The sequence below is a fragment of the Bradyrhizobium sp. Ken01 genome, assembly GCF_055807355.1.
In genome coordinates this window covers 35,739-62,623 of the sequence record NZ_JBVVPC010000036.1, presented here as the reverse complement: position 1 = coordinate 62,623, position 26,885 = coordinate 35,739, and the positions used below count along the sequence as shown (strand labels likewise).

Here is a 26,885-nt window from a genome sequence, read left to right as displayed (position 1 = left end):
GAGAGGTACGCCAACGCGACCGCTATCGGATACGGAGCGGACCTCTACGAGGCAGCTCCGGTTGTGAGTACACGCTCTAGCCGAGACCAGCATCGACCTGAAAACATTGCCGCGTGATGCGCTGGCTCTCGTCGGAGGCGAGGAACAGCGCCATGTTGGCGACGTCGTCGGGTGTCACCGCGTCGGGAATGGCCTGACGCGTGCGCAGCTCGGCGACCACCTGGTCATCCGGATACCACAGCCGGCGCTGACGCTCCGTGATCACCATCCCCGGCGCGATCGCGTTGACGCGGATGCGGTCGGGCCCGAGCGACCGGGCCAGGGAGTTGGTGAAGCCGACGATCGCGGCCTTCGCCGCGGCGTAGACCGGCAGCCCCGGCGCGCCGCGCATCCAGGCAATCGACGACATGTTGATGATCGAACCGCCGCCGCGCGCCTGCATCTGCGGCACCACCGCTTGCGCGGCAAAGAAGACGTGCTTGAGGTTGACACCGATCATCCAGTCGAACTCGATCGGGGTGACCTCGGCCAGTACCTGACGCTGGTCATTGGCGGCGTTGTTGACGAGAACCGCGGCATCGCCAAGCGTTCCGTGAACCTGCGCCATGGCGGCGCGCAAGGCGTCGATGTCGAGCAGGTCGCAGGACACGAACAATGGTACGATCCCGGACGCGGCTTTCACTTCCGCGACCAGCGTCTGGCCGGCTGCTTCATCGAGATCCAGGAACGCGATGCGAGCCCCTTGGGCCGCGAACGCCCGCACGAAGGCGGCACCGATGCCGCTGGCGCCACCGGTGATCAACACCACGCGGTCGTTGAGACCGGCATAGCTCGTTCTTGTCATGCGATCAGTCGCTCCGTCTCGGGGTCGAACAGGCAGATGCGGCGCGTGTCGAGCGCGAACGGGGCGGCGGCGCCCGGTGTGGGGCGGATGTCCGGCGTGATGCGCGCCAGCGCAGGCTCGCCGCCAAGCCGCAGCAGCACGATCGTTTCGGCTCCGGTCGGCTCGACCATCTCCACCGGCGCATTGACGACGACGGGCGGATCGGCGGAGAACACGCGGCTGCCCTCGGCGATGCATTCCGGCCTGATCCCGACCACCACGTCACGGCCGACGAAGGGGGCCGCCGCGTCGTATTGGCCAAGGCGGAGGCGGACCTCGTCCCGCCGCCCCGCGCCGATCACGACCACCGGGCCGCCGGCATCGGCCTCGAGCCGTGCCGGCATCGTGTTCATCGGCGGCGAACCCATGAAACGGGCCACGAACAGATTGGCGGGATAGCGATACACGGTGTCAGGATCGGCAAACTGCTGCACCACGCCCCGATGCATCACGGCGATGCGCGTCGCCATCGTCATCGCCTCGATCTGGTCATGGGTGACATAGACGATGGTGGCGCCGATGCGCTGGTGCAGCCGCTTGATCTCCATCCGCATCTCGACGCGCAGCTTGGCGTCGAGATTGGAGAGCGGCTCGTCGAACAGGAAGAGCAGGGGATCGCGCACCAGCGCCCGGCCCATTGCCACACGCTGGCGCTGGCCGCCGGAGAGCTGCGAGGGCTTGCGACCGAGCAGCGGCTCGATCTGGAGCAGCTTGGCGACATTCGCCAGCGCCTTGTCCTGCTCCGGCTTCGGTACGTGGCGGCATTCCATTCCGAAGGTGATGTTCTGGCGCACTGTCATCGATGGATAGAGCGCGTAGGACTGGAACACCATGGCGATGTCGCGGTCCTTCGGCGGAATGTCGTTGACGACACGTCCGCCGATTTCCACGGTGCCTGCGCTCGGAAGGTCGAGCCCTGCGATGATGTTGAGCAGCGTGGATTTGCCGCAGCCGGATGGGCCGACGAGCACGGTGAATTCACCGCTCTCGATGTCGAGATCGATGCCCTTGAGCACCTCCAGATTGGCGTAGCGCTTGGACAGGGAGCGAATGCTTAGTGCTGCCATGACAATCCGATCATTTCACGGCCCCGGCGGTGAGGCCGCGTACGAAATACTTGCCACCGATCAGATAGATCAGCAGGGTTGGCAAGGCGGCGATCATCACGGCCGCGCTTTGCACGCCATGCTGCGGGATGTCGGCAACGGCGGCCGATAGCGCGATCAGTGCGGCGGTGACCGGCTGCTGCTGACCGGTCGTGAATGTCACGCCGTAGAGAAACTCGTTCCAGATATGCGTGAACTGCCAGATCACGGTGACGACCAGAATGGGCGGCGAGAGTGGCAGGATGATGCGCCAGAAAATACGAAAGAACCCTGCGCCATCGATGCGCGCAGCTCTTATCAAATCCTGCGGGATGGCAGTGTAGTAGTTTCGGCAGAACAAGACGGTAAAGGAGAGTCCCTGGATCGTGTGGATCACGACCAGGCCAGTTAGCGTGTTCATCAGGCCCGTGTCGCGCAACACGATGGTCCAGGGAAGCAAGCGCATCTGCTGGGGAAGGAAGAGGCCAAGGGTCACGATGCCGTAGATCCAGCTATCGCCGCGAAAACGCCAGAGCGATACGGCGTAACCGGCGACAGCACCCAGCAGAGTCGAGAAGATCGTCGCGGGAATCGTGACGAGCGCGGAGTTCAGCATGTACGGCCGGATGCCGGCGCAGGTCTCGGCGACGCAGAAGCCGCTCCAGGCGGCGGCGTAGTTGCTCCATGCCCATTGCTTCGGCCAGCCGATCATCGAGGCCTGTGCGATCTCCTCATTGGTACGGAGCGAATTCAGCACGACAACAGCCAGTGGCGCGAGCCACGCTGCAGCGACCAGCGACACCACGAGATAGATCAGTATCCGGCCTGGTGCGATGGTTCGCTCACGCATGGATCGCCCGCCGCCGCTGGACGTAACGCCACGCTGCATAGGGCAGCAAAACCGCGAGAAGAATGAGCAACATGAGCACTGCCGCCGCCGCTCCCCGTCCGAGCAGGCTGCGCTGGAACATCAGGTCGTAGACGACGAGAGCCGGCAGCTGGGTGGCGATCCCGGGCCCACCATTGGTGAGCGCGCGGACGAGGTCGAAGGTCGAAATCGCGAACTGCAGCTGGATGACGATGACGGTGATCGTGATCGGCCAGAGGGTCGGCAGGATGACCCGCCGGTACATTCGGATCGGTCCGGCGCCGTCGATCTGCGCGGCCTTGATCAGGTCGGCGTCGACGGAGCGGAGGCCGGCGAGGAACAGCGCCATGGCAAAACCGGAGGACTGCCAGATCGCAGCGATGACAATGGTCCAAATCGCCATGTCGCGATCGATCAGCCAGTCGAACCGGAACGAGGTCCAGCCGAGATCGCGGACCAGCTTCTGGATCCCGAGGCCAGGATTGAGCAGCCAACTCCAGACCGTGCCGGTGACCACGAATGACACCGCCAGAGGATAGAGGAAGATGGACCGCAGCAGGTTCTCGCCGCGAATGCGCTGATCGAGCAGGATTGCAAGGATGAGGCCGGCCGCCAGACTCAGCAACACGAAGGCGCAGCCAAACAGCAGCAGATTGTCCAAGGCAATCTGCCAGTTCCGCGATGCTGCAACCGAAGAATAGTTGCGCAAACCGACCCAGCCCGAGACCGGGACCAGAGTGGACGGCGTGAACGATATCCAGATCGTCCAGAGCGTAAACGCAATGAGGTGCGCGGCGGACAGCAGCAGCGGCACCCAGATCGTCAAATATTCCGGCAGCCGGCGTACCCAGTCAAAGGCCGCCGGCCGGCCCGGTGTTGTCGAGACGGCGATCGTCAACGTGAGCTCTCGACGGCCTCGGCGAGGCGTATGGCCGCTTGCTCGGGCTTGATCGTCTTGTTCTTCACGTACTCCGTGATCACGTCGATCATCGCTGCGGTCATGCCGTTTTCCTGCGCCATGTTGTGCGCGAGGCTGAGGACGGCCTGATTGCTGGCGATCGCGTCTTTCAGGGCTGCTGCCGTCCGCCGTTGACCGTCCGACCAGCCTTCGCCCGACAGATCGACATCGGTGCGCACGGGGATCGATCCCGTGATCTGCGAATACATGGTCTGGATCGCTGGATCCATCACGAGCTGGGCCATCAGCGTCTGGCCGGCTTGCAGGTCGGCCTCCTTGCGCTGCCAGAATATGAAGGCATCGGCATTCAACAGGAAGACCGGCTTGCTATTGTCGCTCGGGCCCGGAGCGATCATGAAGTCCTCGAACTTGAAGCCGGCGTTGCGCAAAACGCCCTGCGCCCACCCGCCCATGATCATCATGCCCATGTCGCCGTCGACGAAGCGCTTCAGGTTGGTTGAAAAGTGCTGGGCGCCGACATTGGGGTCCATCCAGTCGGCGATCTTGCGCACCTGGACGAAGGCGGCTTTTATTTCGGGGCCCTCCAGGGCCTTCTTGTCGAGGTTCATGATGGCTGCGCGGTATGCAGTGGGACTGATGCCTGCCAAAGCGGCCTCGAATTTTTGGCCGTCGTCCGGGCGGGTGCCACCGTTGGCAATGGGATAGGGGACGCCGCCTGCTTTCATCTTTTCGGCGAGGTCGTTGAACTCAGCCCATGTGACGGGGACCTTGTCGGTCTTGGCCTTGTCCATCGCGCGTTTGGAGAGAAACAGCATGTTGGTGCTGTAGATCTGCAACGGCAGCGCAATCCACTTGCCCCCCGGCTTGTGCAATTTTGCAAGGTCTGGCGCGACAACCTTTTCATAGCCGGCGGCAGCGACGACGGCATCGAGATCGACGGTTGGGGCAATCTTCGACCAGGCCGCGATCTCGGGGCCCTTGAGCTGCGAGCAGGCCGGTGGATCGCCGGCCATGATCTGGGCACGCAGCTTGTTCATCATCTCGGTGGTGAAGCCGGGGACGGGCGAGTGCTGCCAAACCCCGCCCTTCTCCTCGAATTTCTTGCCGAGCGCCGTGATGGCGGCGCCATCGCTGCCTGCGGACCATTGCGAGATCGCAGTCAGACGCGGCTTGATCCCGCCTTGTGCGCGGGCAAATGCCGGCAGCCCGAGCGCGGCGGCAGATCCGGCGAGCAGTTGGCGCCTTGTTGTCGTGATCGGCATGGCAAGTTCCTCCCGGTGTGAACTCTTTCGCGCGAGAGCCGCGCGGCATCAGGTATCTCAGGCGGCCTCGATCGATGCGGCCGGCATGCCGCCGCGGCAAGCGAGGCAGAAAGCCGCGAATGCCAGCGCCGCCCGCGGATCGTTGCCATGCGACGGCGGCACGAAAGCGAGCGACACTTGCGCGTGCTTGCGGCCGCCCAACAGGCAGGCGTCGATCCCCTCGACGAGCGCGTTGCGATCGTCCTCGGCGAGAAGCGATGGCCAGCCGCTGATCGCGACGCCCTTGCATGGCTTCACGTTCAGCGTGTTGCCGATCGCAAGCCCCAGCCGGAACAGCCGCCGGCGCAATTCCTGCCGCACGCGCGACGAGAGCAGTATTGCGGTTACCCATTCGCTGCCGAGTTGAAGCAACTCCGCTTCGGCGACGCCAAGAAGTCCGGCCAGGGCGGGAAGCGACGTATAGGCTTCGACGCAGCCATGATGACCACAGCGGCAAATTGGTCCGTCGGCTCCGAACACCATGTGGCCGAGCTCGACCGGCTGGAGGGCATCGTCCTCGATCGGATCATCCATCCAGGTGCCCGCGACGCCCTGGCCGACGAAGACGAACAGATGCGCGCCGCTGAATGGATAGTTCTCCGTGCGGCAACGGTGAAAGATGGCGTGCGCGACGACCGAATTGGTGAACTCGACCGGCACGCCGGCAAACGTCCCGCCGAACATCTCGCTGATACGCCCGATGTCGCAGGGAATGATCGGATTGCCTGACGCGCCCAGCCGGCCGAGGCCCGGAATGGAGACGCCGATCTGCGCGAGGGGGATGCGCCGGTGCCGCGTCCAGTCGCGCAGCAATGTCATGGCCTCGCGAAACGCCCGGCCGACCGTCGCGGCGGTCGGCGCGGCCGGCAGCGGCACGTGCCCGATGTCGTGCAGTTCACCCGACAGGCCCCCGATGCCGACGCTGAGCCGCTGGGTGGTCAGCTCGAAAGCCGCGAGCGCCACCGCCCCATCGAGCGACACGAGGCCGGTCGGGCCACCGACATAAGGGGCAGGGCGCCGCACCTCTTCGATCAGGCCTTCGGCCTTCAGGTCGAACAGGATGCGCGATAGGCTCGCTTCCGACAGGCGCACGGCCTTGGCCAGCGGCGGGCGAAACGACCCGCCTGACTGAAGCAGATGAGTCAAAATGGCAGCACGCGTCTGCCGCCGACTTCTCGGCTGCTCCGGCATTTCCATCCCTGTCGTCATTCTTACTTAGTGTAAGAATTTGCGCGCGAAGCGTTTCGACGTCAAGCGTCGGCCGACGCATTGCGCCGACTTGTTGTTGTGCGCGGCAGCAAGATTGTGTCGGCGCAAAATAAAAGCGGCGCCATCCGGAGATGGCGCCGCTTCGAAAGCCGTGATGGGCTCGACCTTACTTCCGGTTGTTGATCGCGACGTAGTCGCGGCGGGTGACGCCGGTGTAGAGCTGGCGCGGGCGGCCGATCTTCTGCTGCGGATCCTCGATCATCTCGCTCCACTGGCTGATCCAGCCGACGGTGCGGGCGACCGCGAACAGCACGGTGAACATCGAGACCGGGAAGCCCATCGCCTTCAGCGTGATGCCCGAATAGAAGTCGACGTTCGGGTAGAGCTTGCGGTCGATGAAGTACTGGTCGCTGAGCGCGATCTTCTCGAGCTCGAGCGCCACCTTCAGCATCGGATCGTCGCCATGGCCGGTCTCCTTGAGCACGGCGTGACACATCTTCTGCATGATCTTGGCGCGCGGATCGTAGTTCTTGTAGACGCGGTGACCGAAGCCCATCAGGCGGACTTCAGAATTCTTGTCCTTCACCTTGGCGATGAACTCGGGGATCTTGTCGACCGAGCCGATCTCGGCGAGCATTGCGAGCGCTGCTTCGTTGGCGCCGCCATGCGCCGGGCCCCACAGGCAGGCGATGCCGGCGGCGATGCAGGCGAACGGGTTGGCGCCGGAGGAGCCCGCGATACGCACCGTCGAGGTCGAGGCATTCTGCTCGTGGTCGGCGTGCAGGATGAAGATCTTGTCCAGCGCGTCAGCCAGCACCGGGTTGATCTTGTAGTCCTCGCACGGCACGGCGAAGCACATGTGCAGGAAGTTCTCGGCGAACTTCAGCGAGTTTTTCGGATACACGAAGGGCTGGCCGACCGTGTACTTGTAGGCCATCGCAGCCAGCGTCGGGATCTTGGCGATCATGCGCATGGAGGCGATCATGCGCTGCTTCGGATCGTTGATGTCGGTCGAGTCGTGATAGAACGCGGCGAGCGCGCCGACAGCCGCCACCATGATCGCCATCGGATGGGCGTCGCGGCGGAAGCCCTGGAAGAAGCGGGCCATTTGCTCGTGCACCATCGTGTGATGGATCACGCGGTCGTCGAAATCCTTCTTCTGGGCGGCGGTCGGAAGCTCCCCGAACAGCAGCAGATAGCAGGTCTCGAGGAAGTCGCCGTTCTCGGCGAGCTGCTCGATCGGATAGCCGCGGTATTCCAGCACGCCCGCGTCACCGTCGATATAGGTGATCTTGGACTGGCAGCTCGCGGTCGAGGTGAAGCCCGGGTCGTAGGTGAACAGGCCGGACTGGCCGTAGAGCTTGCCGATATCGATGACGTCGGGCCCGACGCTGCCGCTGTGGATCGGAAGATCGAAATTCTTGTTTCCGACCGTCAGTGTGGCGGTCTTATTGCTTGGTTTTGCGTCCATCAGAGGTCCCCGATGTATGGTGAAACGGGCCGGACCCGGAGGCCCCGATGAGATATCGCGGGGCAGGCCGGATGTTCCAGAAGGTACGGGTGAGATGGGTATATTATTGCTGTGTGCGCTGCAAGATGGCGCCACGCATGGTCGACTTACGTCGTAGCCTGGTTCTCGGCCCCGGTTCTTGGCCTAGTCCTTGGCCTGATCTTTAAGCCGGCCCAGGCTTTCCTGGCGTCCCAGAACGTCCAAAACCTCGAATATGCCGGGCGACGTCGTCCGGCCGGTCAGCGCCGCCCGCAGCGGCTGGGCGACCGCGCCGAGCTTGAGGCTATTTTCCTCGGCAAAGGCGCGCAGCGCGGCTTCCGCATTGGCCGCGCTCCAAGCCTCGACTTTCTCCAGCGCGGAATGAAGCTGGCCGATCAGCTTGCGGTTCTCAGGCGTCAGCAGTGCTGCCGCCTTCGGATCGAGCTCCAGCGGCCGGTCGGCGAAGATGAAATAGGCGCCGTCGATCAGCTCGATCAGCGTCTTGGCGCGCTCCTTCAGGGCCGGCATGGCCTTCAGGAGCTGCGCGCGCGTGGTGTCGTTTAACTTGGCCTTAAGCTCGTCACGGCTGGGCACGACGTGGTCGAGCACGTCCTCGAACATCTTCACGAGTGATTGATCGTCGGCATTGCGGATGTAGTGGCCGTTGAGGTTTTCCAGCTTGGCGAAATCGAAGCGCGCAGCTGCGCGGCCGACGCTGGCGAGGTCGAACGCCGCGATCATCTCCTCCGTCGAGAAGATTTCCTGGTCGCCATGGCTCCAGCCGAGCCGGACGAGATAGTTGCGGAGCGCGGACGGGAGGTATCCCATGGCGCGGTAGGCATCGACGCCGAGCGCGCCGTGCCTCTTGGAGAGCTTCGAACCGTCCGGGCCATGGATCAGGGGGATGTGGGACATGCTCGGCAGCGTCCATCCCATCGCATCGTAGATCTGCTTTTGGCGGGCCGCGTTGATCAAATGGTCGTCGCCGCGGATGACATGGGTGACGCCCATGTCGTGGTCGTCGACCACCACGGCGAGCATGTAGGTCGGGTTGCCATCGCCGCGCAGCAGGACGAGGTCGTCGAGATTCTCGTTCTGCCAGACCACGCGGCCCTGGACCTGATCGTCGATCACGGTCTCGCCGGTCTGCGGCGCGCGGAGCCGGATGGTGGGCTTCACGTCGGTTGGGGCCGTCGCCGGATCGCGGTCGCGCCACAGACCGTCATAGAGGCGGGTACGCCCCTCTGCGCGCGCCTTCTCGCGCATCGCGGTCAGCTCCTCGGCGGTGGCGTAGCAGCGATAGGCCTTGCCGTCGGCGAGCAGCTGCTCGGCGACCTCGCGGTGGCGGGCGGCGCGGCTGAACTGGTAGATGACGTCGCCATCCCAGCCGAGCTCCAGCCATTTCAGGCCGTCGAGGATGGCGCCGATCGCGGCCTCGGTGGAGCGCTCCCGGTCGGTGTCCTCGATCCGGAGCAGCATCTTGCCGCCGTGCTTCTTCGCATAGAGCCAGTTGAACAGGGCCGTGCGCGCGCCCCCGATATGGAGGAAGCCGGTCGGCGAGGGAGCGAAGCGGGTGACGACGGGAGAGGTCATTCTTGGCAAGGCCTATGCATTGGAGGCGGTGGTATATAACAGGACCGGTACATAACTAAAGCCCGGCAGCGGACGGCTTAAGGCCTTGCTTAAGCCCTTGGCTCAGCGTCCCGAATTTGGCAGAAGGGCCGCTGATTTCCCTACAGGATTTTCGTAATGACAGAACCGGTGGCGAACGAGGTTGGGCGCGATTTCATTCGTGACATCATCCAGGCCGACCTCGAGCAGGCCAAATACAAGGAGATCGTGACCCGGTTCCCGCCGGAGCCGAACGGTTACCTGCATATCGGCCACGCCAAGTCGATCGCGCTCAATTTCGGCATCGCCCAGGAGTTTCCGGGCCGCTGCCATTTGCGCTTCGACGACACCAACCCGGTGAAGGAAGAGCAGGAATATATCGATTCCATCCAGGCCGACGTGCGCTGGCTCGGCTTCGACTGGGGCAAGAACCTGTTCTTCGCCTCGGACTATTTCGACCGCCTCTACGAATGGGCGGAGCAGCTGATCCGCGACGGGCTCGCCTATGTCGACGACCAGACCCAGGAGGAGATCCGCGCCTCGCGCGGCACGCTGACCGAGCCCGGCAAGAACTCGCCGTTCCGCGATCGCAGCGTGGATGAAAATCTCGATCTCTTCCGACGCATGAAGGCGGGCGAATTCCCGAACGGCGCGCGCGTGCTGCGGGCCAAGATCGACATGGGTGCGGGCAACATCAATCTGCGCGACCCCGTGCTGTACCGCATCCTGCATGCGCACCATCCGCGCACCGGGACCAAGTGGAGCATCTATCCGAGCTACGATTATGCCCACGGCCAGTCGGACGCCATCGAAGGCATCACGCACTCGATCTGCACGCTGGAGTTCGAGGACCACCGGCCGCTCTATGACTGGTTCATCGAGAAGCTGCCGGTGCCGTCAAAGCCGCACCAGTACGAATTCGCGCGGCTGAACCTGACCTACACCTTGCTGTCCAAGCGCGTGCTGACCCAGCTCGTCCGCGAGGGCCATGTCGCGGGTTGGGACGATCCGCGCATGCCGACCATGGCGGGTATGCGCCGCCGCGGCGTGCCGCCGGCCGCCCTTCGCGAATTCGTCAAGCGCATCGGCGTGGCGAAGGCCAACAGCGTTGTCGACGTCGGCATGCTCGAGTTCTGCATCCGCGAGGAGCTGAACCGCACGTCGCAGCGGCGGATGGCGGTGCTGAAGCCGCTCAAGGTCGTGATCGAGAACTATCCGGAAGGGCAGACCGAGGAGCTCGAGGCGATCAATCATCCGGACGATCCCTCGGCCGGCACCCGGAAGATCACGTTCGGCCGCGAGCTCTATATCGAGCAGGACGACTTCATGGAGAACCCGCCGAAAAAGTTCTTCCGTCTGTCGCCGGGCAACGAGGTGCGGTTGCGCTACGCCTATTTCATAAAATGCACCGGCGTGATCAAGAACGATGCCGGCGAAGTGGTGGAGCTGCGCTGCACCTACGATCCCGCGACCAAGGGCGGCAACGCGCCCGACGGCCGCAAGGTCAAGGCCACAATGCACTGGCTGTCGGCGGCAACATCCGTGCCTGCGGAAATCCGCGTCTACAACCAGCTGTTTGCCAATCCGAGCCCGGACGCCTCGAACTTCGCGGCCGACCTCAATCCGCAGTCGCTGGAAATTCTCGCTGATGGCCGGGTCGAGGCATCGGTTGCGGAAAGCAATTCGACCGAGCCGATGCAGTTCGAGCGCCAAGGCTATTTCGTCCGCGACAAGGACTCGACGCCCGGCAAGCCGGTGTTTTCGCGCACCATCGGCCTGCGCGACACGTTCGCGAAGGAAGTTGCCAAAGGCTGAGGGACCACAATGAGCGACGAAGCCGACGCGATCGTTTCCGCCATCATCGCGAAATGGTGCGCCGGCTTCGCCACGCTCGATGCGGCCGCGCTGTCGTCGCTTTATGGGAAAAATACGTTCTTCTTCGGCTCCAACCCGAAGCTCTACTGGGGCAGGGATGGCGTCGCAGACTATTTCAACGGCCTGCCGCGCTGGCGTCAGCCGAGCGCGTTTTTTTCCGAGGTGAAGGCGGCGCAGGCAGGTCCTGATCTGATCAATATGGCCGCGACCATCTCGTTCGATCTCGCCGGCGAACGCCCCGGTTTCTCGGTCAAGATGAGCTGGGTCATCATTCGCGAGGACGGCGACTGGAAGATCGTCAATCACCACGCCTCGTCGCAGGCGCCGCTGATCTGACCCGTGGGGCACACGGCATCGTCATTCTCGTGAGAGAACGAAGGTGCACCTCGCGCGTTGGGGTGGGCCAACAAGGAACCCACCATGCAGAACATCGCAGAACATATGGAAGTCATCGGCGCCGACGGCGTCCATATCGGCACCGTCGACAAGGTCGAAGGCAATCGCATCAAACTGACCAAGAAGGACAGCGGCGAGGGCAGCCACAAGGGGCATCATCACTTCATCGACAAGGGCCTCGTCGCCGACATCGAGGGCAACAAGGTCCGGCTCTCGGCCAAGGCGGACGTGGCCGTGACGATGGAAGAGGAAAAGTAGCGATCGCGCCCTTTCGTTCCTGATCCGTACCGCTATCCGCCCGCCTGCACGTTCCGGTAGCTTCTGACTTCGTTGCGTATCACCGAGTGCAGAGAATGGCGGAGCCGGGCCGGCCGCTACGGTCGCAGGGGATCGCGGGGACGTGGCCCGCGGGCCGCGCCGCGTCCGCGGGCGGCCTCGCGCCTGCAGGCCTCGACATCTGGACATCGCTGGCCGAGACCTTGCGCGCGTGGCTACGCGCCGAGGCTGGCGCTGGGCGGCTGTTGCCGTGGGTGCCCGTGGCGTTTGGCTGCGGCATCGCGCTTTATTTCTCTGCCGATCACGAGCCGGTGCTGTGGGTCGTTGCGACGACCGCCAGCGCGCTCTTGCTTGGCGCGGCTCTGTTGCGGCGGAGCCGGCTGTTCGCCCCGGCCATCATGATCGCAGCGGTCGCGGCCGGCTTTGCCGTCGCGACCTGGAAGACGGCGCGCATCGCCCACCCGGTGCTGGCAAAGTCGCTCTATTCGGTGTCGTTGTCGGGCTTCGTCGAGGCTCGTGACATCCGCGAGCGGACAGATCGTTTCGTGCTGCGCGTCACCGCGATGGAGGCGCAACGCAGCGACGTCAGGCTCGAGCGCGTGCGCCTGTCGGTCCGCAAAGGCACCGCACCGGAGGTCGGTAGCTTCGTTCAGCTGAAGGCGCGGCTGATGCCGCCGCTCGCGCCGGTGCGACCCGGCAGCTACGATTTTTCGCGTGACATGTTCTTCCAGGGCATCGGCGCCTCCGGTTTTGCAATGGGCGCAATCACGGTGGCGCCGCCGCCTGAGACCGGCGGCTTGCGGCTGCGTTACGCGGCCTTCATGCAAGGCCTGCGCGATGCGATCGATGCCCGCATCCGCGCGACGCTCGACGGTGACAACAGGGCGATCGCGACCGCGCTGCTCACCGGGCGGCGCGATGCGATCACCACGCCGGTCAACGACGCCATGTTCATCTCCGGCCTCGGCCACGTGCTCTCGATCTCCGGTTATCACATGGCCGTCGTTGCCGGTGTCGTGTTCTTCGCGGTACGCGCGCTGCTCGCTCTGATTCCGGGACTGGCGGCGGGCTTCGCCATCAAGAAATGGTCGGCCGCCGCCGCGCTGGTCGCTGCTGCGTTCTACCTGCTGCTGTCGGGCGCGGAGGTCGCGACGCAAAGATCGTTCTTCATGACGGCGGTGGTGCTGATCGCGGTGATGGTCGATCGCCGCGCCATCACCTTCCGCACGCTTGCTGTGGCTGCGCTGATCGTGCTGGCGGTCGCGCCGGAAGCGCTGGTGCATCCGAGTTTTCAGATGTCGTTTGCGGCAACCCTCGGCCTGGTGGCGCTGGTGCAGATCGGCATGCCGAATTTGTTTGCCTCGCCGGACCATTCGGCGACCGCGCGCATTGCGATGTGGGGCGGCCGCGAGATCGCGATGCTGTTCATGGCTTCGCTGATTGCGGGACTTGCGACCACACCCTACGCCGCTTTCCACTTCCACCGTGTCACGCCGTTCGGCGTGCTCGCCAATCTCGGCGCGATGCCGGTAGTCTCGGCGCTGGTGATGCCGGCGGGACTGTTGGGGCTGCTTGCTGCTCCGTTCGGGCTGGACAGCGTGTTCTGGTGGCTGATGGGGATCGGCATCGACTGGATGGTCGCGGTCTCGCGCTGGGTCGCGGCCTTGCCGGGCGCGGTCGGCCGCATCCCGGCGTTCGGAATCGCGCCGCTGATCGCGGCGAGCCTGGGAATCATCGTGCTGGGCTTGTTGCGGACGCCGCTACGCTGGTCCGGCGCCCTGGTGCTGCTGGCAGCGATCCTCTGGGGACTGTCGGCGCGGCAGCCCGACATCCTGATTGCCGGGGATGGCGCGAGCGTCGCCGTGCGGGGCAAGGACGGATATCTGCACCTGATCAGGACGAACAAGGACAGCTTTCTGCTCAAGGAATGGCTCGCTGCCGACGCCGATCCCCGCGATGCGGGCAGAGCCTCGCTGGCCGATGGCGTGTCCTGTGACGAATCCGGCTGCGTGACGCCACTGGCCGACGGGAGGCTGGTCGCGCTGGCACTCCGCGCCGACGCTCTCGCGGACGATTGCAGTCGGGCCGCGCTGGTGGTGACGACACGTCCCGCGCCGCCCGATTGCGCCGCGATGGTGGTCGATCGGCAGCGGCTCGCCAGCCAGAGCGCGCTGGCGCTGACGCAGCGTGGCGACGGTTTTGCGGTTCAGGCGGTGAGGGCGAGAGGCACGAGCCGCCCCTGGTTGCCGGCCGGCGCCGGCGAGGGTGATTTCGACGGCAGCCTCGCGCCGAAGACGACCGCGTCCCGCATCAAGGACGCAACGCCGGCGGAGACGGACTTGCAGGCCGACGATTGATCTGATGGTGCGGAGCAACGCAGTGGATCGGTGCGTCCGCTCGGATTCGCTGGGCGCAAACTACACCATCTCGCCGGCCACGGCCGGCGATGGCGATTCAATCCTGACCTCCGACCTCGTAGCCGGAGGGCGGCTGTTTCAGCCGATCGGCAGGTGCGTGACGGTCGGCTGCCTGCTGTCGGCGATGATCTGCGCCTTGTGCTCGCGCTCGGTGACCGACTGGGTCACCGGCAGTTGCAGCACGGTCGCTCGCTGGCCTTCGACGAGCTGCGTCACCAGGACATATTTGCCGTCGGGGAATTCGATCGCGTCGTGATGGCGGTCGGGGACGTGCGGATCGATTTTGCCGAACTTGCCCACGCGGGAATTGATGGTGCGCGTCCAGATCCAGCGATTGTCGTAGCGGACGTCGTCGGCGAAGGCGAGCTCCGTTCCCGGCAGCAGGCAGACGGCAACGGATGGATCGGCTGCGGAGGCGAAGCCGCGCGTCGAGGTGCCGCGGAAGCTTGTCGTGACGATCGTCTCGCCGACTTCGGCGGGGCGCGACGCGACGGCATGTAGGCTGTAGTCACACATCGGGTGCTCCTCATGCTGGGATAGCAACCCGCGTCTCTTATCGAGGCGCAGGCCTCCATCAGAGTGGAAGCACGAAAGCTCTGCTTGGTTGTGGGCAAATCTGCGGCTGGCTTCCGCAAGCCGCGATCACATTATCTTTCCCGAATCCAATAGGAACAAAGCTCGCCGCGATGCATTCGGGAGGCGCGTGCGCGAATATTGCCGGCTGGTTGCAATGGTTGCTCGATCGCATGCCGTTGCGGACTTGACCGCTGGCCGCCGTTTCCTCGAGCCGCGAAGCGGTGCCGCTTCGTCGGCGTCGCGAGGAGCCAGCGCCGGAGGAGGGGCCGGATAGTCTGTGCAGAACCAGAAAGACCATCCAGCCGGAGCGGATGATGATCCGCTCCAATCTCCGACCGGCGATGCCGATCGGAAGCGCGCAAGGCGCCAAGTACTTCGGGTATGAAGCACTTCCGGCATGAAGTACTTCCGTTATCAGTACTTCCGGTAAAGCCCGATCAGCTTGCCCTGAATCTTCACCCGGTTGGGCGGCAGGATGCGGACCTCATAGGCTGCGTTGGCGGGCTCGAGCGCGATCGAGGCGCCGCGACGGCGGAAGCGCTTCAGCGTCGCTTCCTCGTCGTCGATCAGCGCCACCACGATGTCGCCGGTATCAGCGCTCTCGTTGCGCTGGATCAGCGCCATGTCGCCGTCGAGGATCCCGGCCTCGACCATGGAATCACCGCGTACTTCGAGCGCGTAATGCTCGCCCGAGCCGAGCATGTCAGGCGGTACGCTGATGGTATGGCTGCGGGTCTGCAATGCCTCGATCGGCGTGCCGGCCGCGATGCGGCCCATCACCGGCACCGCCACGGGACGTTCGCCCTCGTCAGCGGGCAGGCTGGAGCCCGCACGCACCTTGCCGAGATTGCCCTCGATGACGCTCGGCGTGAAGCCGCGGCGGCTGCCGGCGGCTGCCTGGAGCTCCGGCAGCTTGATGACTTCAATCGCACGGGCGCGGTTGGGCAGGCGTCGGATGAAGCCACGCTCCTCGAGCGCCGTGATCAGGCGATGGATGCCCGACTTCGAGCGCAGGTCGAGCGCATCCTTCATCTCGTCGAAGGAGGGCGGCACGCCGCTTTCCTTCAGACGTTCACTGATGAACCGCAGAAGCTCGTATTGTTTGCGCGTTAACATCTCGACCAAAGTCCCCCGGTTGATGTCGTCCGATTCCGAGACGCTGAATTCGGCCATAAGCCGCTACATGCTCGAAACAAATCATGAACGGACACTATATGTTCGATACATGTTCCGCAACTGCTTAATTTACCGTGAACGGAGCAAAGTTCGCGGAACGCGCATTGCCGGACGCTCAGACGGGGAGCCGCAACACTTCGCAAGCCGTGCCGGCTTCGGCCTTCGGCGCGAACGGTGCGCGCACGAGAAGTACCTGTGCTGCAGCGAGATTCGCAAGCAGCGAAGAGTCCTGATGATTGACGGGAAGAACGACGCGTGTGCCATCGTCACGCTCCTCCAGATGCGCGCGCAGATAGTCCTCGCGCTGGTCGTTGGCGCCGACGTCGCGGCCGAGCACGGCGCGTTCACGGCGGTGGTGAATCACCGAACGGCCAGACAGGACGCGAATCAGCGGCACCATGAACAGGAAAGCGCACACATAGGACGACACGGGATTGCCCGGCAGGCCGATCACACCCATTGCGCCGAGCCGTCCGTGCATCATCGGCTTGCCTGGCCGCATCGCGATCTTCCAGAACGCTATCGCGATGCCTTCGTCCCGCAGCGCCTGCTGGACCAGATCGTGGTCGCCGACCGATGCGCCGCCGGTCGTGATCAGGACGTCGGCGCCGCTCTCACGGGCGCTGCGGATGCCGGCGGTGGTCGCCTCCAGCGTGTCGGCGGCAATACCGAGGTCGATGGTCTCGGCGCCCTCGCTGCGGGCGAGCGCGTGCAGGGCGTAGCCGTTGGAATAGACGATCTGGCCGTGGCCGGGCGTGGTGCCCGGCATCACCAGCTCGTCGCCCGTGGCGAGAATCGCGACTTTCGGACGCCTGAAAACGGCAAGGTGCGGATGATTCATGCCGGCGGCGAGCGCGAGGTCGCGCTCGGTGAGACGGCTTCCCTTGCGCAGGAGCACGTCGCCCTCGCGGAAATCGATACCGGCTGGGCGGATGTGCCGTCCGGCGATCGCGGCTTCCTTGATCGTGATACGTTTGCCGGCGACAACAGTGTCTTCCTGGATCACGACGGCATCCGCGCCACCGGGAATGACGCCGCCGGTGAAGATCCGTACGGCCTCGCCGGCGCCGACCCTCCCGGCGAACGGTCGGCCCGCCGCGACTTCGCCGATGACGGTGAGCTCCGAATCGATCGTCGCGGCGTCGGCCGCCCGCACCGCGTAACCGTCCATCGCCGACATCGCCTGCGGCGGCTGCGTGCGCCGCGCCGCGACGTCACGCGCGAGCACGCGATGGTAGGCCTCGTCGAGGGAAATCATTTCTTCCGGCAGTGGCTCTGCATCCGCCAGCACCGCGGCGAGCGCGTCGGAAACCGGCATCAAGGCCACGGCGAAAACTCCTGCTCGGCACGTTCGGGCGAATGTTCCGCAAGTCTTCTAGCCGAGCGCGGGCGCAGAGGCAAAAACGGGGGCAGTCATCCCGCCGCTTCGCATCGTTCCGGAAGCCGGGATCAAGCGCGTCGCGGCATGATCCGAAGAACGTGAGAGATCGGCAGGAAAGTGGTCATCGAAGCCACGAAATCACCGGCTTGCATCGATCAGCTGCCTGCCTGCCCGGATGTTACGTCGGGCGCCTTGGATCCCTTATCCTTGTCGGGCAACGGATCGGCCTGGGATTTCAGGTCGGCGGCCTTGCTCACAAGCTTGGCGGAAAGATCCGAATCTGAAGTTGTCCTGGCGAATTCAAGAAGAAGAGAGGCCTGCTTGGTGAGGTAGGTCTTGCCCAACACGATGATGCATCCGTCCGTAGAAGTCCCAGCGGACTCTAAGAGTCCGGAAGGCGGTATTCCGTTCCGGGAACTCTGTACAAAAATGCACAAAGTGATCGGGTTCCTCAATTTTTTCAAAATTGTTCCCGTCGGGTTTCGCGACGACAGATAGTCGTCAGATGCCCAATGCCTTCAATGCGTTCCCGACGTCCCGGGGCGAGGTCACATGCACCGCCGTCAAGCCGCGCGCCCGCGCTCCCTCGATATTTTCGGCAAGATCATCGAAGAACACGATACGCCCGGCGGGCACGCCGATCGCCGCAACGACGTGGTCGAAGGCCTTCGCGTCCGGCTTGCGTAGGCCGATGCTGGACGACAAATACAGCTCGCGGAAATGGCCGAGGAGGTCGGCATATTCCCTCGAGAAATGGTCCACGTGCGGCCGGTTGGTGTTGGAGAAGGCGTAGAGCGGCATCTGCTTCGCTGCCCGCGGCAGCAGCTCGGCGATATCAGGCATTTCGCCGGCGAAGATCGCGTTCCAGCCTTCCAGGAACTGCGCATCCGAAATGCCGATTCCGAGCGAGGCTCGCAATGAGGCGAAATAGTCCTCATCGCTGATCTTCCCCATCTCGTGCAACCGATAGGCTTCGCTGTCCCGCACATAGCGCGCGACGATGGATTCGGGCTCGCAACCGGCATGTCCCGCCCAGCAGGCGATTGCCTTGGAGAAATCGATATCGAGCACCACGCGGCCGAGATCGAACAGGAGCGCATCCGCAGCTCCGGGAGACAGCGATGTCACCTGCATCCTTTCACTCAGTATCGATATGGCTCGTGGTCGAACAGCGGAAACGCGCTGAACACACTCGGCGCGTTGGTTGCGGTCGCCTGGTGCAGGCAGGATTTGTTGACCTCGGCGAACGAGGTCGCACCCAGGAGGCCGAGACAGCGCAGCACTTCGTCCTCGAGCAGCTCCAGCATGCGCGCCACGCCGGCTTCGCCGGCCGCCGCCAGCGCCCAGCATTGCAGCCGGCCGATGCCGACGAGGTCGGCGCCCGCCGCGATTGCCTTGACGATGTCGGTGCCGCGACAGACGCCACCATCGACCATGATCTTGGCGCGGCCCTTCACGGCGTCAACGATCTCGGGCAGGACATGCAAGGCGCCGCGACCGTGATCGAGCTGACGGCCGCCATGGTTGGAGACGTAGATCCATTCGACGCCGTGATCGATCGCGATCAGTGCGTCCTCTGACGTCGCGATGCCCTTGAGGATCAGCGGGATCTTGAACTTCTCCTTGATCATCTTCACCGTCCGCCACTCCAGACCCTTCTGGTAGTCGCCGCCGGTGGCGCGCAGGCGGCTCTCGCGAACGTAGCGCTTGGCGATGTCACGTTCGCGACGGCTGTAATGAGCGGTGTCGACGGTCAGGCAGAAGGCGGCATAGGCGTTCTTCTCGGCCCGGCTGACGACGTCGGCGACGAAGGCGTCGTCGCCGCGCACATAGAGCTGGTAAAGGCGCAGCGCCTCGGGCGCAGCTTCGGCGGTCTTTTCCAGGCCGGGCTCGGACACCGAACTGAGCATGTGCGCCGCACCGAAAGTGCCGCAGGCGCGTGCCACGCTCGCCGCACCATCCGGGTCGAAGATCTCGAGCGCGCCGACGGGGGCGAGCAAGACCGGCAGGCGCATCTTGCGGCCGAACTGCTCGACCGAGCCGGTGACCTTGCGGACATCGCGCAGCACGCGCGGGCGGAAGGCGATCTCGTCCAGCGCCATGCGGTTGCGACGCATCGTGGTCTCGGTCTCGGCCGCGCCGACGATATAGTCCCAGGCATTCTGGTTGAGGTTGGCGCGGGCTTTCCGGATGAATTCATGCAGATTCTGGAACGGCTCGGTGCTGGCGCCGAGCTCGACGTTCCTTTCCGGTTGGATGCGGGGTGCCTCGTTCATTGTTATCCTCCCGAGAATTTGAAGCCTTCCCTCATCGCCTAACCCGTCCGGGGCGCCAAAACCATCCTAAAATGGCATGGCTGCGAGGCGTGGGCCGGCCGCCCCCCGCTGCGCACGAACCGGGTCCTGCAACGTTGCCGAAAGTTTAGGTCCGGACGAGGGGATTTTTACGGTGTACCCGCCGGCGTGGCATCCCGGCCTTGAAGAAACCAGAATGGTATTGTGAGAAGCAGGCTGGATCGCCATTTGCATGGCGGCTCTCCAGCCCCACCGAACCGCGAAGCAAAAAGGCCAGCCTATTCATGCGGAAAACCCTGCTGTTTCCACTGGGCGCGCTCACCGGAGCGTGTCTGACCCTTTTGGTAGCCAGTCCGCACGGCGGCGTATGGGCGGCACGGGCGGCAGCGAGCGCGGATGACGCCTATTCCAAGCTCAATTTGTTCGGCGAAGTGTTCGAGCGGGTGAAGGCGAGCTATGTCGAGAAGCCCGACAATGCCAAGCTGATCGAAGGCGCGATCACCGGCATGGTGACCTCGCTCGATCCGCACTCGCGCTACATGAACGACAAGGCCTGGACCGAGATGCAGGAGACCACCTCCGGCGAGTTCGGCGGGCTCGGCATCGAGGTCACGATGGAGGAGGGGCTGGTCAAGGTCGTCTCGCCGATCGACGACACGCCGGCCTCCAAGGCCGGCATCATGTCCGGCGACCTCATCAGCAAGATCGACGGCGATGCCGTGCAGGGCATGACGCTCGAGCAGGCCGTCAACAAGATGAAGGGGCCGGTCGAGACCCAGACCAAGCTCACGATCGTGCGCAAGGGGGCCGACGCCCCGCTCGACGTCGCGATCAAGCGCGAGATCATCCATGTGCGCCCGGTGCGCTTCCATGTCGAGAACGGCGATATCGGCTATATCCGCGTCACCTCGTTCAACGAGCAGACCACCGATGGCCTGAAGAAGGCGATCGCATCGATCGCCAAGGAGGTTCCGCCGGAGAAGCTGGTGGGCTACGTGATGGACCTGCGCAACAATCCAGGCGGATTGCTCGACCAGGCCGTATCGGTGTCGAGCGCGTTCCTGCAGCGTGGCGAGGTCGTCTCGACCCGCGGCCGCAATCCGGAAGAGACCCAGCGCTTCACCGCGCATGGTGGCGACCTCACCAAGGGCAAGCCGCTGGTGGTTCTCGTCAACGGCGGCTCGGCCTCGGCCTCGGAGATCGTGGCCGGCGCGCTGCATGACCACAAGCGCGCGACGCTGATCGGCACGCGCTCGTTCGGCAAGGGCTCGGTGCAGACCATCATTCCGCTCGGCACCGGCAACGGCGCGCTGGCGCTGACCACGGCGCGCTACTACACGCCTTCGGGCCGCTCGATCCAGGCCCAGGGCATCGCGCCCGACATCGAGATCCTCCAGGACGTGCCGGCCGAGCTGAAGGGCCGGATGGACACCATGGCGGAGTCCCAGATGCGCGGTCATCTCCAGGCGGCCGATGGCACCGAGCAGACCGGGTCGCAGTCCTATGTCCCGCCGGAAGCCAAAGACGACAAGGCCCTGCATACGGCCTACGACTTCCTGCACGGCCAAACCGCGAATGCGGTCGCCGCCAAGCCGGCGTCGAAGGCTGCGGTGCCGAACTAATTGATCGCCTGTCGAGATGCCGCAGGGTGGGCAAAGGAGCGTAAGCGCCGTGCCCACCGGTTCTGCATCCGCGGCGAGACAAGAGGTGGGCACGCTTCGCTTTGCCCACCTACGAAGCGCTTCCTCACACATTCCAACGGATGACTAGCTTGCCTCGCGGCGACGGCCTTCGTTGCCGCCGCGCTGTGCGAGACGGCTGCGATGGACCGCGAACAGCTCCAGCACCTTGTCGGCCGGCTTCGCCGCGCTGAACAGATAGCCCTGCATCTCGGAGCAGCCGAGCGCGCGCAGCAGACGCTGCTGCTCCTCTGTCTCGACACCCTCGGCCGTGGTGGTCATGCGGCGGGCGGCCGCGAGATTGACGACGGCCTGCACGATGCTGGCGGAGCCATCGGGGCCGGCGATGTCGTCGACGAAGCAGCGGTCGATCTTGATCTTGTCGAACGGGAAGCGATGCAGATAGCTCAGTGAGGAGTAGCCGGTGCCGAAATCGTCGAGCGCGATGCGGACGCCGATGGCGCGGAGTTGATGCAGGATCGCAAGCGCGGTGTCGTCGTCGCGGATCAGCACCGCCTCGGTGATCTCGAGCTCGAGCCGGCTCGCCGGCAAATTGGAGGCGGCAAGCGCCGCCATGATCTTCAGCGCCAGCGTGCCGCTCTTGAACTGCACCGGCGAGACGTTGACGGCGAGGCGGATGTCGTCGGGCCAGTTCGCCGCGTCCCGGCAGGCGGTCGCCAGCACCCATTCGCCAATCTCGTTGATCAGGCCCGTGTCCTCGGCGATCGGGATGAACTCGGCCGGCGAGACCATGCCGCGCACGGGATGGCGCCAGCGCACCAGCGCCTCGCAGCCGGTGATGCGGTCGTCCTTCAGGCTGAGGCATGGCTGGTAATAAACTTCGAGGCCGCCTTCGCGCCCGCCTTGAGCGATGGCGTGGCGCAGGTCGATCTCGAGCTGCCGCCGCTCGTGGATCTTGGCGTCCATCTCCGGTTCGAAAGAGCGATAGGTGCGACGCCCTGCGGCTTTGGCCGCGTACATCGCCATATCCGCGTTCTTCAGGATCTGGTCCAGCGCCGTTCCATGTTGCGGCGCCAGCGCGATGCCGATGCTGGCGTCGGTGGCAAGATGATGTCCCATGCAGTCGAACGGCGCGCGGATGGCCTCGAACACCCGCGCGACGAGCTCGTTGACCTGATCCAGCGACGTTACCGCGCTCTGGACGATGGCAAATTCGTCGCCGCCGAGGCGCGCCACGAAGTCCGCCGGACCCGCACACCGCCGGAGGCTCTGCGCGACCGACTTCAGGAGCTCGTCGCCGACGAGATGTCCGAGCGCGTCGTTGACGCCCTTGAACTCGTCGATGTCGATGTAGTGCACCGCGAGCTGTTCGCCCCCGGCGACGAGATTGAGTTCCTGACGCAGATGCTCGTGGAACATGGTGCGGTTGGGCAGGTCGGTCAGCGCGTCGTAATGAGCGAGATGGGTGATGCGCTCCTCGATGCGCCGGCGCTCCGTGATGTCCTCATGCGTCGCCACCCAGCCGCCGTCCGTGAGCGGTTCGTTGACGATCTGGATCGAGCGACCGTCGGAGGTCTCGACCACCATGGAATTGCGCACATGGATGTCGCGCAGGACCCGCGCGACATATTGGTCCACATCGCCGGTGAACGAGCCGGTGGCTTTGCGGTGCGCAATGATGTCGTGGAAGCTGCTGCCGGGTCTCACGATTTCGGCCGACAGTCCGTACATCTCGATGTAGCGCTGATTGCAGATCACGAGCTGCTGCGAGGCGTCGAACAGCAGCAGGCCCTGGGTCATGTTGTTGACGGCGCGGTCGAGGCGCTGCTTTTCCAGCGTCAGCCGTTCCCGCGAAAGGCGATGCTGCTCCAGGAGCTTGCGTATGATCGCGATCAGCACGCCCGCGATGGCGAGCGCGGAAGAGGCGGCAACCGAGATCAAGATGCCGATCTGCTCGCGCCAGTCCGTGAGGGCCGTCGCGCGCGCCGTGGTGGCCATCATCAGGATCGGGAAGTGAGGCAGGGCGTGTGAGGAAATCAGCCGGTCCTCGCCGTCGACGGGGCTCATGAAGCGGCCGGCAAAATGGTCGAGCCCGAAAACCCTTTGATGCGCGAACGGACCGTTCTTGAAATTCCGCCCCATCAATTCGCTGGAATGGGGATAACGCGCGAGCATCGTGCCGTCCCGGTGCAGCATGGAGATCGTCGTGCTTTCGCCGAGCACGGCGGACTCGAAGAATTTTTCGAAGTTTGCCGGCTCGATGCCGCGTCCGACCACACCCATGAATTCACCGTTCGGTCCGACGACCTTGCGCACGATCAGGATGGTCCAGGCGCCGGAGATGCGGCTGTAGAGTGGTTCGATCAGGACTTCGGGAGCGTTGGGATCGTACCGGAAGGTCCGGAAATAGGCGCGATCGGCAACGTTCACGTTCGGGGCCGGCCATGCCGTCGACGAATTGATCAAATTGCCTTCGGCATCGATGATATTGAGTCCGCCTATGTAGGGCAGCGCCTCGATCTTCGAACGCAGCATCCGGTGGAGGTCCTGGCCGGAGAGGCGTTTGCGATAGTCCGCCGCACTGGTGATGCCGCTCGCGCGGACGTAGTCGACGAAATCTTTCTGGATGACTGCGAAATCCTGCAATTGCTGGTCGAAATGATGGGCCAGCATCAGCACGGTGTTTTCCAGCTCGCGGCCGGAGCTGCGCAACGCACGTTCGCGGAAATTTTGCGCCATCAGCGTCGCGCCGACGGCGATCGCAGCGATCAGCAGCGTGCCGCCGACGACCAGCCAGCGGATTGGTCCGCTGCGCACGAAGGCCTGGTCAAAAAGGCGACTGCCGAATCCCGTCATCATGATCGATCGTTGTCGTGCACACGTCAGGGTCAATTCCTGGCCCCGGAAACATCCGTTGGTTTACGGGAACGGAGTGGAGGCGAAGTTAGCAAGCTGGGTTAATGCGCCGTGAATGGACGCTTACAAAAGCAATCAATATGCGATCGAGTATGGCCTGATCGCCGCCGGCATCGCGCTTGTGATTACCGCTGTCGTGAACTGCCTGGGCAGCAAGCTCAATTCAAATTCGGCTCGATCAGCGCGTCGCTGACGTAGCAGCGCCAATCAGACGCGGTAGTGGCCGGACTTGCCGCCGAGCTTCTCGACCAGGTGGATGCCTTCGATCCGCACGCCGCGTTCCACCGCCTTGATCATGTCGTAGATGGTGAGGCAGGCGACCGAGACGGCGGTGAGGGCTTCCATCTCGACGCCGGTCGGGCCGGTGACCTTCACGCTGGCGCGGATGAGGCAGCCCGGCAGCTTCGCGTCGGGCTCGATCTCGACCGTCACCTTCGACAACGCGAGCGGATGGCAGAGCGGGATCAGTTCCGCGGTGCGCTTGGCGGCCATGATGCCGGCGATGCGGGCGGTGCCGAGCACGTCGCCCTTCTTGGCGTTGCCGGACACGATCAGGTCAAGCGTCGCCCTGGTCATCACGACACGTCCTTCCGCGACCGCGAGCCGCTCGCTCGCGGGCTTGTCCGACACGTCAACCATCCGCGCCTCGCCGGAGGCGCCGATATGGGTGAGGGCAGGGCCGGCCTTGGTCGGTTTGGCCTTTGCGGGCTTACGCGCCATCAGTTCGTGCCCGTGGCGCGCGCGGTCTCGCGCGCCAGCAGCGTGCGGGTCGCAGCGGCAATGTCGGCTTGCCGCATCAGGCTCTCGCCGACCAGGAAGGTCGACATGCCGACGCGCTCGAGCCGGGCGAGATCGGCGGGCGTGAAGATGCCGCTCTCGCCGACCATCAGCCGGTCGCCGGGAATCAGCGGCGCCAATGTTTCGCTGGTCGCAAGGGTGGTTTCGAAGGTGCGCAAATTGCGATTGTTGACGCCGATCATCTGCGAACGTAGCTTCAGCGCGCGGTCAAGCTCGGCGCGGTCGTGGATCTCGATCAGCACGTCCATGCCATAGGCGATGGCGGCATCCTCGAGCTCTTTGGCCGTGGCATCATCGAGCGCCGCCATGATGATCAGGATGCAGTCGGCGCCGTGCGCGCGGGCCTCCGCCACCTGATAAGTGTCGAACATGAAATCCTTGCGCAGCACCGGCAGTGACGTTGCCGCGCGGGCCGCCACCATGAAGTCGAGATGGCCCTGGAACGAGGGCGTGTCCGTCAGCACCGACAGGCAGGCAGCGCCGCCGGCCTCATAGGCCCTGGCCAGCAGCGGCGGATCGAAATCGGCGCGGATCAGGCCCTTTGACGGCGAGGCCTTCTTGACCTCCGCGATCAGCGCGAAGTCGCCATTGGCGTGCTTGGCCTTGATCGCGTGCACGAAGCCGCGCGGTGCTGCTTGCGCCCTGGCCTTCGCCTCCACCGCCGACAGCGGGTGCGCGCGCTTGGCCGCCGCGATTTCCTCGCGCTTGTAGGCTTCAATCTTGGTCAAGATGTCCGACATGTCAGGCTCAGCCGTTCGAGACCGCGATCAGATGTTTCAGCCGCGCGCTCGCCGCGCCGCTGTCGAGCGATTTTGCGCCGATCACGACACCTTCCTTGAGATCCCTGGCACGCCCCGCCACGACCAATGCGGCAGCGGCGTTGATCAACGCGACGTCGCGATAGGGGCTCGGCTTGCCGTCGAGCACGCTCTGCAAGGCGATAGCGTTGGCGTCGGCGTCGCCGCCTTTGAGTGCTCCGGCCTCGCAGCGCGGCAGGCCCGCGTCCTCCGGCGTCACCTCGAAATTCCGGATCTCGCCATTGTGGAGCGCGGAGACGAAGGTCGGGCCGGTGAGGGTGATTTCGTCGAGGCCGTCGGAACCGTGCACGACCCAAGCGGATTCGGAGCCAAGGTTCTTGAGCACTTGCGCCAGCGGCTGCACCCATTGCCGGGAGAACACGCCGACCATCTGCCGTTTCACGCCGGCCGGATTGGACAAAGGACCGAGCAGGTTGAAGATCGTGCGTGTCGCAAGCTCCACCCGGGTCGGGCCGACGTTCTTCATGGCGGGATGATGGGCGGGAGCGAACATGAAGCCGATGCCGCATTCGCGTATGCAGCGGCCGACCTGTTCGGGCCTCAGATCGATCTTCACCCCGAGCGAAGCCAGCACGTCGGCGGCGCCCGAACGCGACGACAGCGCGCGGTTGCCGTGCTTGGCCACCGGCAGACCGGCGCCCGAAACGATGAAGGAGGCGCAGGTCGAAACATTGACCGAGCCGGAGCCGTCGCCGCCGGTGCCGACGATGTCGACCGCGTCCGCGGGCGCATCGACCGTGAGCATCTTGGAGCGCATTGCCGAGACAGCGCCGGTGATCTCGTCCACGGTCTCGCCGCGCACCCGCAGCGCCATCAGCAGGCCGCCCATTTGCGAGGGCGTAGCCTCGCCGGACATCATGGCGTCGAAGGCGGAAGCCGCTTCGTCACGCGACAGGCTGGCGCCGGTCGCCACTTTTCCAATGATCGATTTCAGGTCGTCCATCGCGTGCTTTCAAC

At 64.6% G+C, this 26,885-nt stretch carries 23 protein-coding genes and 1 pseudogene; 6 read left to right on the top strand and 18 right to left on the bottom strand.

From position 1 onward, the window contains the following. Nucleotides 1-76: 76 nt before the first annotated feature. The 8 genes from AC0L3S_RS28570 to gltX all read right to left on the bottom strand — a co-directional run bounded on the left by AC0L3S_RS28570 (nt 77) and on the right by gltX (nt 9,347). On the bottom strand, nt 77-844 hold the full coding sequence (locus AC0L3S_RS28570; RefSeq protein WP_473282859.1) for an SDR family NAD(P)-dependent oxidoreductase: 768 nt from the start codon (nt 842-844) through the stop codon (nt 77-79). Further along, nucleotides 841-1,950: an ABC transporter ATP-binding protein gene (locus AC0L3S_RS28565; RefSeq protein WP_473282856.1), complete on the bottom strand. Its 1,110-nt coding sequence runs from the start codon at nt 1,948-1,950 to the stop codon at nt 841-843. The genes AC0L3S_RS28570 and AC0L3S_RS28565 overlap by 4 nt, the downstream gene beginning before the upstream one ends. A gap of 10 nt (nt 1,951-1,960) precedes the next feature. Further along, nucleotides 1,961-2,818, bottom strand: coding sequence for a carbohydrate ABC transporter permease (locus AC0L3S_RS28560; RefSeq protein ID WP_473282853.1), 858 nt, complete (start codon nt 2,816-2,818; stop codon nt 1,961-1,963). Then, nucleotides 2,811-3,734: a carbohydrate ABC transporter permease gene (locus AC0L3S_RS28555; protein WP_473259987.1), complete on the bottom strand. Its 924-nt coding sequence runs from the start codon at nt 3,732-3,734 to the stop codon at nt 2,811-2,813. Before AC0L3S_RS28555 ends, AC0L3S_RS28560 begins: the two co-directional genes overlap by 8 nt. Further along, a complete protein-coding gene (locus tag AC0L3S_RS28550; protein WP_473282851.1) occupies nt 3,731-5,017 on the bottom strand; it encodes an ABC transporter substrate-binding protein in 1,287 nt (428 codons plus the stop codon). The genes AC0L3S_RS28555 and AC0L3S_RS28550 overlap by 4 nt, the downstream gene beginning before the upstream one ends. A 57-nt stretch (nt 5,018-5,074) precedes the next feature. Beyond that, entirely contained in the window at nt 5,075-6,253 is a 1,179-nt protein-coding gene (locus tag AC0L3S_RS28545; protein WP_473282849.1) for an ROK family transcriptional regulator, read from the bottom strand. Nucleotides 6,254-6,431: 178 nt separating this feature from the next. Then, nucleotides 6,432-7,736 carry a citrate synthase gene (gene gltA / locus AC0L3S_RS28540; protein WP_018458093.1) on the bottom strand — a complete coding sequence of 435 codons (1,305 nt, stop codon included), beginning with the start codon at nt 7,734-7,736 and terminating at the stop codon, nt 6,432-6,434. Between the two features lie 183 nt (nt 7,737-7,919). Next, nucleotides 7,920-9,347, bottom strand: a complete 1,428-nt coding sequence (gltX, locus tag AC0L3S_RS28535; RefSeq protein ID WP_473282847.1) for a glutamate--tRNA ligase — start codon at nt 9,345-9,347, stop codon at nt 7,920-7,922. Between the two features lie 156 nt (nt 9,348-9,503). On the opposite strand from gltX, the gene AC0L3S_RS28530 reads away from it, so the two are divergent. The 4 genes from AC0L3S_RS28530 (at nt 9,504) to AC0L3S_RS28515 (ending at nt 14,269) form a co-directional block, all read left to right on the top strand. After that, complete coding sequence (locus AC0L3S_RS28530) at nt 9,504-11,180, top strand: glutamine--tRNA ligase/YqeY domain fusion protein (protein ID WP_473282845.1); 1,677 nt, start codon at nt 9,504-9,506, stop codon at nt 11,178-11,180. A gap of 9 nt (nt 11,181-11,189) precedes the next feature. Further along, nucleotides 11,190-11,576, top strand: a complete 387-nt coding sequence (locus AC0L3S_RS28525; RefSeq protein ID WP_473282843.1) for a nuclear transport factor 2 family protein — start codon at nt 11,190-11,192, stop codon at nt 11,574-11,576. An 84-nt stretch (nt 11,577-11,660) separates the two neighbouring features. Further along, a complete protein-coding gene (locus AC0L3S_RS28520) occupies nt 11,661-11,894 on the top strand; it encodes a DUF2171 domain-containing protein (protein ID WP_007610829.1) in 234 nt (77 codons plus the stop codon). Between the two features lie 95 nt (nt 11,895-11,989). After that, nucleotides 11,990-14,269 carry a ComEC/Rec2 family competence protein gene (locus AC0L3S_RS28515; protein WP_473282841.1) on the top strand — a complete coding sequence of 760 codons (2,280 nt, stop codon included), beginning with the start codon at nt 11,990-11,992 and terminating at the stop codon, nt 14,267-14,269. 138 nt (nt 14,270-14,407) lie between these two features. Here AC0L3S_RS28515 and AC0L3S_RS28510 read toward each other — a convergent pair whose 3' ends face one another. The 6 genes from AC0L3S_RS28510 to AC0L3S_RS28485 all read right to left on the bottom strand — a co-directional run bounded on the left by AC0L3S_RS28510 (nt 14,408) and on the right by AC0L3S_RS28485 (nt 19,738). After that, a complete protein-coding gene (locus AC0L3S_RS28510; protein ID WP_473260002.1) occupies nt 14,408-14,845 on the bottom strand; it encodes a hypothetical protein in 438 nt (145 codons plus the stop codon). Nucleotides 14,846-15,319: 474 nt separating this feature from the next. Next, nucleotides 15,320-16,021, bottom strand: coding sequence for a transcriptional repressor LexA (gene lexA / locus AC0L3S_RS28505; RefSeq protein WP_007610823.1), 702 nt, complete (start codon nt 16,019-16,021; stop codon nt 15,320-15,322). Nucleotides 16,022-16,196: 175 nt separating this feature from the next. Then, a complete protein-coding gene (locus AC0L3S_RS28500) occupies nt 16,197-17,408 on the bottom strand; it encodes a molybdopterin molybdotransferase MoeA (protein ID WP_473282839.1) in 1,212 nt (403 codons plus the stop codon). A gap of 209 nt (nt 17,409-17,617) precedes the next feature. After that, nucleotides 17,618-17,809: a hypothetical protein gene (locus AC0L3S_RS28495; RefSeq protein WP_473260006.1), complete on the bottom strand. Its 192-nt coding sequence runs from the start codon at nt 17,807-17,809 to the stop codon at nt 17,618-17,620. Between the two features lie 154 nt (nt 17,810-17,963). After that, on the bottom strand, nt 17,964-18,596 hold the full coding sequence (locus AC0L3S_RS28490) for an HAD family hydrolase (protein WP_473282837.1): 633 nt from the start codon (nt 18,594-18,596) through the stop codon (nt 17,964-17,966). Between the two features lie 8 nt (nt 18,597-18,604). Then, entirely contained in the window at nt 18,605-19,738 is a 1,134-nt protein-coding gene (locus AC0L3S_RS28485; protein ID WP_473282835.1) for an alpha-hydroxy acid oxidase, read from the bottom strand. 302 nt (nt 19,739-20,040) lie between these two features. On the opposite strand from AC0L3S_RS28485, the gene AC0L3S_RS28480 reads away from it, so the two are divergent. After that, nucleotides 20,041-21,378, top strand: coding sequence for a S41 family peptidase (locus AC0L3S_RS28480; RefSeq protein ID WP_473260013.1), 1,338 nt, complete (start codon nt 20,041-20,043; stop codon nt 21,376-21,378). Nucleotides 21,379-21,522: 144 nt separating this feature from the next. Here AC0L3S_RS28480 and AC0L3S_RS28475 read toward each other — a convergent pair whose 3' ends face one another. Next, nucleotides 21,523-24,255: a bifunctional diguanylate cyclase/phosphodiesterase gene (locus AC0L3S_RS28475; RefSeq protein ID WP_473282833.1), complete on the bottom strand. Its 2,733-nt coding sequence runs from the start codon at nt 24,253-24,255 to the stop codon at nt 21,523-21,525. Between the two features lie 112 nt (nt 24,256-24,367). Here AC0L3S_RS28475 and AC0L3S_RS28470 point away from each other — a divergent pair. Beyond that, a pseudogene (locus AC0L3S_RS28470) lies at nt 24,368-24,510 on the top strand (Flp family type IVb pilin). Between the two features lie 9 nt (nt 24,511-24,519). Here the strand turns inward: AC0L3S_RS28470 and moaC are convergent. From moaC to trpD, 3 genes are read right to left on the bottom strand one after another with little or no spacing between them, the layout of a single operon-like run. Next, nucleotides 24,520-25,032: a cyclic pyranopterin monophosphate synthase MoaC gene (moaC, locus tag AC0L3S_RS28465; RefSeq protein ID WP_473282831.1), complete on the bottom strand. Its 513-nt coding sequence runs from the start codon at nt 25,030-25,032 to the stop codon at nt 24,520-24,522. Further along, nucleotides 25,032-25,850, bottom strand: coding sequence for an indole-3-glycerol phosphate synthase TrpC (trpC, locus tag AC0L3S_RS28460; RefSeq protein ID WP_473260019.1), 819 nt, complete (start codon nt 25,848-25,850; stop codon nt 25,032-25,034). The genes moaC and trpC overlap by 1 nt, the downstream gene beginning before the upstream one ends. 7 nt (nt 25,851-25,857) lie before the next feature. Continuing rightward, nucleotides 25,858-26,871: an anthranilate phosphoribosyltransferase gene (trpD, locus tag AC0L3S_RS28455; RefSeq protein ID WP_473260022.1), complete on the bottom strand. Its 1,014-nt coding sequence runs from the start codon at nt 26,869-26,871 to the stop codon at nt 25,858-25,860. Between the last annotated feature and the right edge of the window lie 14 nt (nt 26,872-26,885).

What these genes read in the sequence shown, in the direction of transcription:
- AC0L3S_RS28570 (WP_473282859.1), bottom strand. Translation starts at nt 844, where the DNA reads ATGACAAGAACGAGCTATGCCGGTCTCAACGACCGCGTGGTGTTGATC.
- AC0L3S_RS28565 (WP_473282856.1), bottom strand. Translation starts at nt 1,950, where the DNA reads ATGGCAGCACTAAGCATTCGCTCCCTGTCCAAGCGCTACGCCAATCTG.
- AC0L3S_RS28560 (WP_473282853.1), bottom strand. Translation starts at nt 2,818, where the DNA reads ATGCGTGAGCGAACCATCGCACCAGGCCGGATACTGATCTATCTCGTG.
- AC0L3S_RS28550 (WP_473282851.1), bottom strand. Translation starts at nt 5,017, where the DNA reads ATGCCGATCACGACAACAAGGCGCCAACTGCTCGCCGGATCTGCCGCC.
- AC0L3S_RS28545 (WP_473282849.1), bottom strand. Translation starts at nt 6,253, where the DNA reads ATGGAAATGCCGGAGCAGCCGAGAAGTCGGCGGCAGACGCGTGCTGCC.
- gltA (WP_018458093.1), bottom strand. Translation starts at nt 7,736, where the DNA reads ATGGACGCAAAACCAAGCAATAAGACCGCCACACTGACGGTCGGAAAC.
- gltX (WP_473282847.1), bottom strand. Translation starts at nt 9,347, where the DNA reads ATGACCTCTCCCGTCGTCACCCGCTTCGCTCCCTCGCCGACCGGCTTC.
- AC0L3S_RS28530 (WP_473282845.1), top strand. Translation starts at nt 9,504, where the DNA reads ATGACAGAACCGGTGGCGAACGAGGTTGGGCGCGATTTCATTCGTGAC.
- AC0L3S_RS28525 (WP_473282843.1), top strand. Translation starts at nt 11,190, where the DNA reads ATGAGCGACGAAGCCGACGCGATCGTTTCCGCCATCATCGCGAAATGG.
- AC0L3S_RS28520 (WP_007610829.1), top strand. Translation starts at nt 11,661, where the DNA reads ATGCAGAACATCGCAGAACATATGGAAGTCATCGGCGCCGACGGCGTC.
- AC0L3S_RS28515 (WP_473282841.1), top strand. Translation starts at nt 11,990, where the DNA reads ATGGCGGAGCCGGGCCGGCCGCTACGGTCGCAGGGGATCGCGGGGACG.
- AC0L3S_RS28510 (WP_473260002.1), bottom strand. Translation starts at nt 14,845, where the DNA reads ATGTGTGACTACAGCCTACATGCCGTCGCGTCGCGCCCCGCCGAAGTC.
- lexA (WP_007610823.1), bottom strand. Translation starts at nt 16,021, where the DNA reads ATGTTAACGCGCAAACAATACGAGCTTCTGCGGTTCATCAGTGAACGT.
- AC0L3S_RS28490 (WP_473282837.1), bottom strand. Translation starts at nt 18,596, where the DNA reads ATGCAGGTGACATCGCTGTCTCCCGGAGCTGCGGATGCGCTCCTGTTC.
- AC0L3S_RS28485 (WP_473282835.1), bottom strand. Translation starts at nt 19,738, where the DNA reads ATGAACGAGGCACCCCGCATCCAACCGGAAAGGAACGTCGAGCTCGGC.
- AC0L3S_RS28480 (WP_473260013.1), top strand. Translation starts at nt 20,041, where the DNA reads ATGCGGAAAACCCTGCTGTTTCCACTGGGCGCGCTCACCGGAGCGTGT.
- AC0L3S_RS28475 (WP_473282833.1), bottom strand. Translation starts at nt 24,255, where the DNA reads ATGATGACGGGATTCGGCAGTCGCCTTTTTGACCAGGCCTTCGTGCGC.
- moaC (WP_473282831.1), bottom strand. Translation starts at nt 25,032, where the DNA reads ATGGCGCGTAAGCCCGCAAAGGCCAAACCGACCAAGGCCGGCCCTGCC.
- trpC (WP_473260019.1), bottom strand. Translation starts at nt 25,850, where the DNA reads ATGTCGGACATCTTGACCAAGATTGAAGCCTACAAGCGCGAGGAAATC.
- trpD (WP_473260022.1), bottom strand. Translation starts at nt 26,871, where the DNA reads ATGGACGACCTGAAATCGATCATTGGAAAAGTGGCGACCGGCGCCAGC.